The following is a 6,914-nucleotide window of genomic DNA, read 5'->3' as shown; positions in this document are numbered from 1 at the left end:
GAAACAAGTTCAGGGTGACTTTGAGAGATTGGAGGTGGGTTGACCTACGCACCCATTTCCAGCATCGCCAATCCATGTCCGAGCTTAAACTCTTCAACAGCCTGACCCGGCAACTGGAAACCTTCACCCCCGTCCATGATGGCGAGGCACGCGTCTATACCTGCGGCCCGACGGTCTATAATTACCCGCACATCGGCAACATGCGCGCCTATGTTTTTGCCGACACGCTTGGCCGGGTGCTGTCATATAAGGGCTATAAACTCACCCATGTCATCAACATCACCGATGTCGGCCATTTGACCGACGACGCCGATGCCGGCGAAGACAAGATGGAGAAGATGGCGGCGGAAAAAGCGCAGTCGATCTGGGACATCGCGCGGCATTATACGCAAGCTTATTGGGACGACATTAAGGCGCTGAACATCCGTCAGCCCGCGCATTGGTCGATTGCGACCGAATATGTGCCCGCGATGATCGCCTATGCGACCAGCATTGCCGACAAGCATTGCTACGAATTGGAATCGGGCCTGTATTTCGACACCTCAACCGTTGCCAATTATGGCGCATTGGCGCGCGCCAAGACCGAGGACGGAGAAGGCCGCATCGAAGAGGTCGAAGGCAAACGCCACGCCGCCGACTTTGCCATTTGGCGCAAGACGCCCGCGGGCGAAACACGGCAAATGGAATGGGACAGCCCATGGGGCAAAGGCGCACCGGGTTGGCATCTGGAATGCTCGGTCATGTCAGAGGCGCTGCTTGGCCTGCCGTTTGACATCCACACCGGCGGCATCGACCATCGCGAAATCCACCACCCCAATGAAATCGCGCAAAATCAGGCGCGCTGCGGCGGTGACCACAGCGGCGCACAATTTTGGATGCACAACAATTTTCTGATCGAACGCAGCGGCAAGATGAGCAAATCATCGGGCGAGTTCCTGCGCGTGCAATTGCTGATCGACAAGGGCTTCCACCCCCTCGCTTACCGCCTGATGTGCCTGCAAGCGCATTACCGCAGCGAGCTGGAGTTTAGCTGGGAGGGATTACAGGCCGCGTTTGTAAGACTGAAGCGGATGGTGATGGCTGTCGCAAACCTCAAGGCCCGTCATGCTGAACTTGGTTCACCTTCGGTGACTGACGTTCCAGCATCCATCGTGCCCAACGAACCGGCGGTTGAAGCTGATAAATGGACCCTGAAACAAGTTCAGGGTGACGTTGCTCCGGTAATTTCGGCGGCACTTAACGATTTTGCGGCGGCTGTTTCAGATGACCTCAACACGGCTGTCGCAATAACATCGCTAGAAACGCTCATCGGCTTGAAGAAGGTCGACGCTGCACAGCATCTTGCTGCGATTGCAGAGATGGACGCAGTTCTGGGTCTGAACCTCCAAAGTCTAAGCCGCACCGACCTGCGCATCCGGCCCAAAGCCGCCGTCATCACCGAAGCCGAAATCGAAACCGCCCTCACCGCACGCAAAGACGCGCGCGCCGAAAAAGACTTCGCCAAGTCTGACGCCATCCGCGACGACCTCATCGCCAAAGGCGTTGAAGTCATGGACGGCGACCCGCTTGGCTGGGATTGGAAGTTGGATATATGATGCTCAAAATTGCTTGGCTCATCCTTGCGGCTATCCACGCGTTGCCCGCGCTGGCGCTGTTCCGTCCGGCGATGATTGGGCAGCTTTACCGCGTCGCTAGCGATAACCCGTTGTTTCTGTTGCTGCATCATCGCGCTGCGCTGTTCCTCGTTATCTTTCTGCTTGCTGTCTGGGCGGCTTTTGACCCTGCGAGCCGCCGCATTGCCAGCGTTGGCGTCGGCGTCAGCATGTTGTCATTCTTGGTTCTCTATTGGTCTGCAGGCTCACCGCCCGCGCTGAAAACCATTGCGATGACCGATCTTGTCGGCATCCCGTTCTTAATCTTTGTAACTTGGAAGGCTTTTGCCGCATGACCAAAACGAAACTCGTGATGTCGGGCCTTGTGCGCCCCCTCATTGAACCGCGCTTGCCCGATTGGATCGAGCCGCATTTCTTCATGTCGAAGGAAGAGGCGCTCGCGCTCGCGCCGCAGGCGGAGATTGGCTGGTTCGACATGTATGACAAGGGCGATATGGCCACGGTCATCAATGCCGCCACCAACATGAAATGGCTGAACAGCATCTATGCCGGCGTCGACGGCATGCCGCTGGCGCAGTTGAAGGCGCAGGGCTGCGTTGTCACCAATGGCGCAGGCATTAACGCGATTACCATCGCCGAATATGTCGTCATGGGCATGCTGACCGTCGCGAAGAACTATCGCGAAGTTGTCCGTGCGCAGGAACGCCGCGAATGGCTGCTCGATTCGCCCGGCAAGGTTGAACTGTTCGGTTCCAAGGCCTTGTTGCTCGGCTATGGCGCGATTGGAAAGCTGATTGAAGAACGTCTGAAGCCCTTTGGCGTCGATGTCACCATTGTGCGCCGCTCGGCAGGCCCAAACACGCTGACGCCCGATCAATGGCGCGCGCAATTGGGCGATTTTGACTGGGTCATCCTTGCCGTTCCCGCGACTGCGGAAACCGACGGCATGATTGGCGCAGACGAACTTGCCGCGATGAAGAATAGCGCAACGCTCATCAACATCGCGCGCGGTTCCGTCATTGATCAGGACGCGTTGGTCACTGCGTTGCAGGACAAGCACATCGCCAATGCGTTTCTGGATGTGACGACGCCCGAACCTTTGCCCGCCGATCACCCGTTATGGAGCCTCGACAACGCGCATGTCACCATGCACTTGTCGGGCCGCGCGCAGGACAAGATGTTCGTGCGTTCCGCAACACGCTTCTTCGAAAATCTGGAGCGCTACCGCCAAGGCGCGCCGCTTGAGCCAATGGTAAACCTCGATCTGGGATATTGAACATGCCCCATAACCCCGCCGAAATCTGGCACAAAGTTGCCCTGTCACGCGATGTTGATGCGATATCCGCCGTCCTGCACGACGATTGTGTGTTTGAAAGCCCGGTTGTCCACTCGCCGCAAGTGGGCAAGGCCATAACGGCCAAATATCTCGCCGCAGCTGGCCACACGCTCGGCAATGCCGAATTTGCCTATGTCGGCGAATGGCACCGCGAAAACAGCGCCATTCTTGAATTCAAGACCGTGATCGACGGTATCGCGATCAACGGCATCGACATGATTAGCTGCGATGATGATGGCCTCATCACCCATTTCAAGGTCATGGTTCGGCCGTTGAAGGGCATGAATATGCTCCACCAAAAAATGGGCGAGATGCTGCAGCATATGAGCGCCTAAGCGGGTGGCAACCGGAGACACATCGCGCCGGTGGCACCTGTTCGTACCGAAACTTGCCGGCACAAGCTTGCATGACCGGTTGATCGCATGTGCAGGCGCTGGCCTTGGCGTCCTTGTCGCGGCGCTGGCGGGGCTTGGTGTTCAGGACATATTCCCCGCTTTGCCGTTCCTGATAGCGCCCATTGGCGCATCGGCGGTGCTGGTATTCGTGGTGCCATCCAGCCCATTGGCGCAGCCATGGCCCGTGTTCGGCGGCAATGTCATTTCCGCGTTGGTCGGCGTGACGGTGCTGCATATGGTACCCGTCACTTTTGCCGCCATCGCCATTGCCGTGGCCGCGTCGATATTGTTGATGTCGTTGCTGCGTTGCCTGCATCCACCCAGCGGCGCTGTTGCAATCACGACCATCTTGGGCGGCCAAGCCATTGTCGATGCGGGCTATATATACCCAATGTCGATCGTCGCCGCCAATTCCGCGGCATTGCTTGCGGCAGGCTGGCTATTCCACCGCTTCAGCGGCCATAGCTATCCGCATCGCGCGGCGGCCACACCTGCCCTGCCCGTGGGCCTCTTGCGCGCCGATATCGATCAAGCGGTTCAGGAAACCCATGAGACCTTCGACATCGACTTGGCTGACCTAGAAGCCTTGCTCCTCACCGCCGAACGCATCGCCGAACAACGCCGCGCCACCCGCTAATCCAGATTAGGGTCCTGCCCCTAGATGACCACCTGCCCGCCCAAGGCGACAATGCGGTTGGACGGAATGCCGAAAAATTCAGCCGGGTTATAGGCGTTACGCTGCAGAAAGATCAGGATGATATCCTGCCACAACGGAAGGCCTTCGTTTTTTGACGCGGCCAAAACGCTTTTGCCCATGAAATAGCTGGTTATCATAGAATCCAACGGCGCATCTTTTGCGGGAATTGCCAAGGCCAAGTCATTCGGCACGTCAGGTGTTTCCATAAAGCCGTATTTTAGAATGACCCGCGCGAAATTCTTATCGACTTCGACATAGGTCGCCCTCTCTTCGCTGGGTACATGCGGGACACTGGCGGTGCGGATGGACAGCACGATATTGCGCGCGTGCAACACGCGGTTGTGCTTCAGATTGTGCAATATCGTTCCGGGAACACCCTCTGGGTTGGCGGTCAGGTACACCGCCGTTCCGTCGACGCGCGCGACTTTGCTTTTCGTCAGTGACTTGCCAAGTTCCGCAAGTGTCATGGCGCGGTCATTTTCTCTGATGTCGATCAACGGCTTTCCGCGCACCCAGATCCAGATAATCAGGCAGATCAGCGCACCAACGGCCAACGGCACCCAACCGCCATCAACCACGCGCAAGATGTTCGCGCCGAAGAAGATGAAGTCGATGACAAGAAACGGCAACATCACCGCTAAGGATTTGGCGAGGCTCCATTGCCAAAGCTTGTGCACGACAACGAACGCAAGGCATGTGGTCACCACCATCGTTCCAGTAACCGCGATGCCATAAGCCGACGCCATTGCCGACGAATTGCGGAATTGGACGACGAGTAACCAGACACCAAATAACAGCATCCAATTGATCGCCGGAAGGTAGATTTGCCCTGCACTGCCCGAAGAGGTTTGCACAATTTTCATACGGGGCAACAGCCCAAGCTGGATTGCTTGCTGGGTCAGTGAAAAGGCGCCCGTGATGACCGCTTGGCTCGCGATTATCGTGGCAAGGCCCGCCAAGACGATCATCGGCACGCGCACTGCCTCGGGTGACATCAGGAAGAACCAATCCTGCGTTTCAAGTGGAACGCCCGCCGCACGCGCCTGTTCAAGCGCCGCCATGGCAAATGCACCCTGGCCAAAATAATTCAGGCTGAGCGCCGGGAACACCAAGAGGAACCATCCCAAACGGATCGGGAAGCGGCCGAAATGCCCCATGTCCGCCGTCAATGCTTCGGCTCCGGTGACCGTCAAAAATACGGAACCCAGCACGATCAAACCAACGATGCCGTTGCTCGCCAGAAACGAAACCGCATGGTGCGGCGACAGCGCACCAAAAATCGCTGGATAGTCGGATATATGCAACAGGCCAAGACCACCAATGGCCAGAAACCAGACCACGCAGATTGGCCCGAACAGTTTTGATACCAGCGCCGTCCCGCGCGATTGGATGGCAAACAGCGCAACCATGATGACCAAGGTAATGTAAATGATCGTCTGCTGAGAGATATTCTCGCCAATGCCCGGAATGGTTTTCGTCCCTTCCACTGCCGACAGCACGGACAGCGCCGGGGTAATGATCGCATCGCCATAGAATAACGCTGCGCCGACCGCACCAAGCGCAAGCACCGCGCCCTTGCGGCCACCAATGCCGCGTCCGGCAAGCGCAAGCAGTGCCAGCACGCCGCCCTCACCATCATTGTCGGCGCGCATCAGGAAGATGACATATTTGACGGTAACAACGAGGATGAGCGACCAAAGCGCAAGGCTCAGCACCCCAAATATCGCCGCTTCCTGAATGCCGCCCGAAGGCGCACTGTGGTGGAGCGCTTCGCGAAAGGCATAAAGCGGACTGGTGCCGATGTCGCCGAAAACGACCCCGATCGCACCGACCGTCAGTGCCGCGAGCGAATGTTTGTGGATGGATGGAGACTCAACTGAACCCGAATGCGCATTTTGCATCGCCGGAAACCTCTGTTGCTAGGGCGGCGGCAAATACGCTTATTATTTTGCAGTGCAATAGCTATTTTATGGTTAATAAAATGATTATATTTCAATGTTTAAGGCAAAACATCTTCTCTATGGATAGAATTGAGCACACCGCCCCTTCGCATACGCACCCACGCGACTCAACCCCACACAACAAAAAAGGCCGGAAGGTTTCCCCTCCGGCCCATTTTCTGTGCTTCAAAAAGCGTTGGACAATTAGAAGTCCATACCGCCCATGCCGCCCATTCCGCCCATGCCGCCTGGCATGCCGCCGGCGCCAGCAGCCTTATCTTCTGGCGCGTCGGAAATGGCAGCTTCGGTGGTGATCAACAGACCAGCAACCGATGCCGCGTCTTGCAACGCTGTACGGACAACCTTGGTTGGGTCGATAACGCCCGCAGTTACGAGGTTTTCGTAAACGTCGGTCGATGCGTTGAAGCCCATGGTTTCGTCGTTTTCACGAAGCAGGTTGCCCGAGACAACGGCACCGTCAAATCCGGCGTTGGCTGCGATCTGACGCAATGGAGCAACAATCGCCTTGCGGATGATGTCGATACCACGTGTCTGGTCGTCGTTGACGCCCTTGAGGCCTTCGAGAGCCTTTGTACCGTACAGAAGTGCAGTACCGCCGCCTGGGACGATGCCTTCTTCAACGGCTGCGCGGGTTGCGTGCAGCGCGTCATCAACGCGGTCCTTGCGCTCTTTCACTTCAACTTCGGTCGAACCACCGACCTTGATCACGGCAACACCGCCGGCGAGTTTCGCCAAACGCTCTTGCAGCTTTTCACGGTCATAATCGCTGGTCGTGTTTTCGATTTGCGCACGGATCGCTTCTACGCGGCCCTTGATCGCATCGGTTTCGCCAGCACCGTCGACGATGATGGTGTTGTCCTTGTCGATGGTGACGCGCTTGGCTTGGCCGAGCATGCCCAAGGTAACGGTTTC

Annotated in this window: 7 protein-coding genes; 5 read left to right on the top strand and 2 right to left on the bottom strand. The window is 57.2% G+C overall.

Annotated elements, in window-relative coordinates; all coding sequences use genetic code 11:
- Window positions 1-74 precede the first annotated feature (74 nt).
- From cysS to ACIQ5B_RS09455, 5 genes are read left to right on the top strand one after another with little or no spacing between them, the layout of a single operon-like run.
- The gene (cysS, locus tag ACIQ5B_RS09475) at window positions 75-1,595 is read left to right on the top strand and encodes a cysteine--tRNA ligase (RefSeq protein ID WP_397598801.1); all 1,521 of its coding nucleotides are present in this window, start codon (window positions 75-77) and stop codon (window positions 1,593-1,595) included.
- A complete protein-coding gene (locus ACIQ5B_RS09470; protein WP_397598800.1) occupies window positions 1,592-1,948 on the top strand; it encodes a hypothetical protein in 357 nt (118 codons plus the stop codon). Before cysS ends, ACIQ5B_RS09470 begins: the two co-directional genes overlap by 4 nt.
- A complete protein-coding gene (locus ACIQ5B_RS09465) occupies window positions 1,945-2,889 on the top strand; it encodes a D-2-hydroxyacid dehydrogenase (protein WP_397598799.1) in 945 nt (314 codons plus the stop codon). The genes ACIQ5B_RS09470 and ACIQ5B_RS09465 overlap by 4 nt, the downstream gene beginning before the upstream one ends.
- Window positions 2,890-2,891: 2 nt before the next feature.
- Entirely contained in the window at window positions 2,892-3,284 is a 393-nt protein-coding gene (locus ACIQ5B_RS09460) for a nuclear transport factor 2 family protein (protein ID WP_397598798.1), read from the top strand.
- A gap of 4 nt (window positions 3,285-3,288) precedes the next feature.
- The gene (locus ACIQ5B_RS09455) at window positions 3,289-3,981 is read left to right on the top strand and encodes an HPP family protein (RefSeq protein WP_397598797.1); all 693 of its coding nucleotides are present in this window, start codon (window positions 3,289-3,291) and stop codon (window positions 3,979-3,981) included.
- A 20-nt stretch (window positions 3,982-4,001) separates the two neighbouring features.
- Here ACIQ5B_RS09455 and ACIQ5B_RS09450 read toward each other — a convergent pair whose 3' ends face one another.
- Together ACIQ5B_RS09450 and ACIQ5B_RS09445 are read right to left on the bottom strand one after the other, a co-directional pair.
- The gene (locus tag ACIQ5B_RS09450) at window positions 4,002-5,942 is read right to left on the bottom strand and encodes a potassium transporter Kup (RefSeq protein WP_397598796.1); all 1,941 of its coding nucleotides are present in this window, start codon (window positions 5,940-5,942) and stop codon (window positions 4,002-4,004) included.
- Between the two features lie 243 nt (window positions 5,943-6,185).
- A partial coding sequence (locus tag ACIQ5B_RS09445) for a TCP-1/cpn60 chaperonin family protein (RefSeq protein WP_397598795.1) occupies window positions 6,186-6,914 on the bottom strand: 729 nt, incomplete at its 5' end.

It is taken from the genome of Sphingorhabdus sp., from assembly GCF_044374345.1.
In the GTDB taxonomy this organism is placed as follows: Bacteria; Pseudomonadota; Alphaproteobacteria; order Sphingomonadales; family Sphingomonadaceae; genus Sphingorhabdus_B.
This window is presented reverse-complemented; position numbering and strand designations above follow the sequence as displayed.